This window comes from Pseudomonas vranovensis DSM 16006, assembly GCF_000425805.1.
GTDB lineage: Bacteria > Pseudomonadota > Gammaproteobacteria > Pseudomonadales > Pseudomonadaceae > Aquipseudomonas > Aquipseudomonas vranovensis.
Map to the genome: position 1 here is coordinate 1 of NZ_AUED01000038.1, position 1,965 is coordinate 1,965.

Here is a 1,965-nt window from a genome sequence, read left to right on the forward strand (position 1 = left end):
TGTCAGTACCGATGCAAAACTGACCCACCCTACCGGTTGAAAACTGACCCACTTGGGCAAAATGCAGCTTTTGCGAGCTGCCCATGCTGTCCAAGGAGCAACACGTGGAAATCAGTGTTCTTGTTCGTCAGGGTTTGTCTATTCGAGCTATTGCTCGGCAGATGGGCTGCTCACGCAATACCATTCGGCGCCACCTCAAACTACAAGCCCAGCGCCAGCCCGTGGTCTACGGCCCGCGCGCGGAGCGCGTGGGCAAGCTTGCGCCTTTCGAGGCCTTCCTGCGTCAGCGCGTACATACCGCTCGGCCACACTGGATCCCTGCGATTGTTCTGCTCAGAGAGATCCGAGAACAGGGCTATACGGGCGGTTACTCCATCCTCACCAGCTTTCTGCTGACCTTGAAATCCAAGGTCGACGAGCCCGTTGTGCGCTTTGAAACAGAGCCTGGCGAACAGATGCAGGCAGATTTCACGATCATTCGACGTGGCCGCGATCCGCTGCTGGCATTTGTCGCAACGCTGGGTTGGAGTCGCGCCACTTACGTTGTTTTCTCGCGACGAGAAGACTCTGCAGCCTGGTGCGCCGGCATTGAAAAAGCCCTACATTTTTTCGGCGGCACACCACGAAAAGTGCTGTTTGATAACGCCAAGACCATCATCCAGGAGCGCGATGTTTATGGCCCCGGCGAGCACCGTTGGAATCCGGCGCTATTGAACCTGGCAGAGCGCTATGGCTTTACACCCAAGGTCTGCCGGCCCTATCGAGCGCAAACAAAGGGCAAAGTCGAACGCTTTAACCACTACTTGAAAAACAGTTTTGTGGTGCCGCTGGCAGCGACACTTAATCAGGTCAATCTGGTGCTGGATGTCGAGGTAGCGAACAGCAAAATCGGCCCGTGGCTGATCGATATCGCCAATGCCCGAACTCATGCAACGACTGGTGAAATCCCCCAGCATCGCCTTGATAAAGAGGTGCACTACTTGCTGCCACTGCCAACGCTTCATGGCTTACCAAGCGCTCCGATGCAGGCCATTCAGCCCATGCCGGTGGAGAGCCTGCAACACCCACTGTCGGTCTACCAAGCCCTGCTTGAGGTGCAAGCATGAGCCTTCAACATCTGCGTATTGAAGCGCTCTGCCAACAGTTCAAACTCGATACCTTCGCCACGGACTGGCCCGCTCTGGCGCAACGAGCTGCCGAAAAAGAAACGAGTTACGCCGACTTCCTGGAACAACTTCTGCTAGGTGAAGATCGCGCCAGAAACGAACGGCGACGACAGACGTTGTTGCATTTGTCCGGGCTGCCGGCTGTAAAAACCGTTGAGCAATACGACTTCAAATTCGCCAGCGGAGCTCCGCAAAGTCAGATCCTTGAACTGGCCGGACTGGCCTTTATCGAGCGTAAGGAAAACGTGGTGCTGCTGGGGCCGTCCGGCGTTGGCAAAACGCACTTGGCCAGCGCGCTAGCTCACCGGGCGATCATGGCGGGCATCTCGACAAAGTTCATCACCGCCGCCGATCTGACATTGCAACTGGTCGCCGCACATCACCAGGGGCGCTTGGCGCAGTATTTCAGTCGGGTGGTGCAGCGCTCGAAATTGCTGGTGATCGATGAAATCGGCTACCTGCCTTTTGGTCGTGATGAAGCGAATCTGTTCTTCAATGTCATCGCCAAACGCTACGAGCATGGCAGCGTCGTGCTGACCAGCAATCTGCCGTTTAGCCAGTGGGCAACGACCTTTGCGGATGACTCGACACTGACCGCCGCGCTATTGGATCGGCTTCTGCATCATGCGCATATCGTTCAGGTCAGCGGGCAAAGTTACCGGCTGAAGGACAAGCTGAAATCCGGCCAGGTGGTACCGCGAGAGACGGCTTCGCCGAAGCTATAAACAGACTATAAATACCGCCGGGGTGGGTCAATTTTACTTCGGTAGGGTGGGTCAGTTTTCAACCGGTGTTGACA

Annotated in this window: 2 protein-coding genes; both read left to right on the forward strand. The window is 56.1% G+C overall.

Annotated features, from left to right (window positions below):
* Positions 1–83 precede the first annotated feature (83 nt).
* A complete protein-coding gene (istA, locus tag H621_RS0119485; protein WP_028944984.1) occupies positions 84–1,106 on the forward strand; it encodes an IS21 family transposase in 1,023 nt (340 codons plus the stop codon).
* Positions 1,103–1,891: an IS21-like element helper ATPase IstB gene (gene istB / locus H621_RS0119490; RefSeq protein ID WP_028944985.1), complete on the forward strand. Its 789-nt coding sequence runs from the start codon at positions 1,103–1,105 to the stop codon at positions 1,889–1,891. Before istA ends, istB begins: the two co-directional genes overlap by 4 nt.
* The last annotated feature ends 74 nt before the right edge of the window (positions 1,892–1,965 follow it).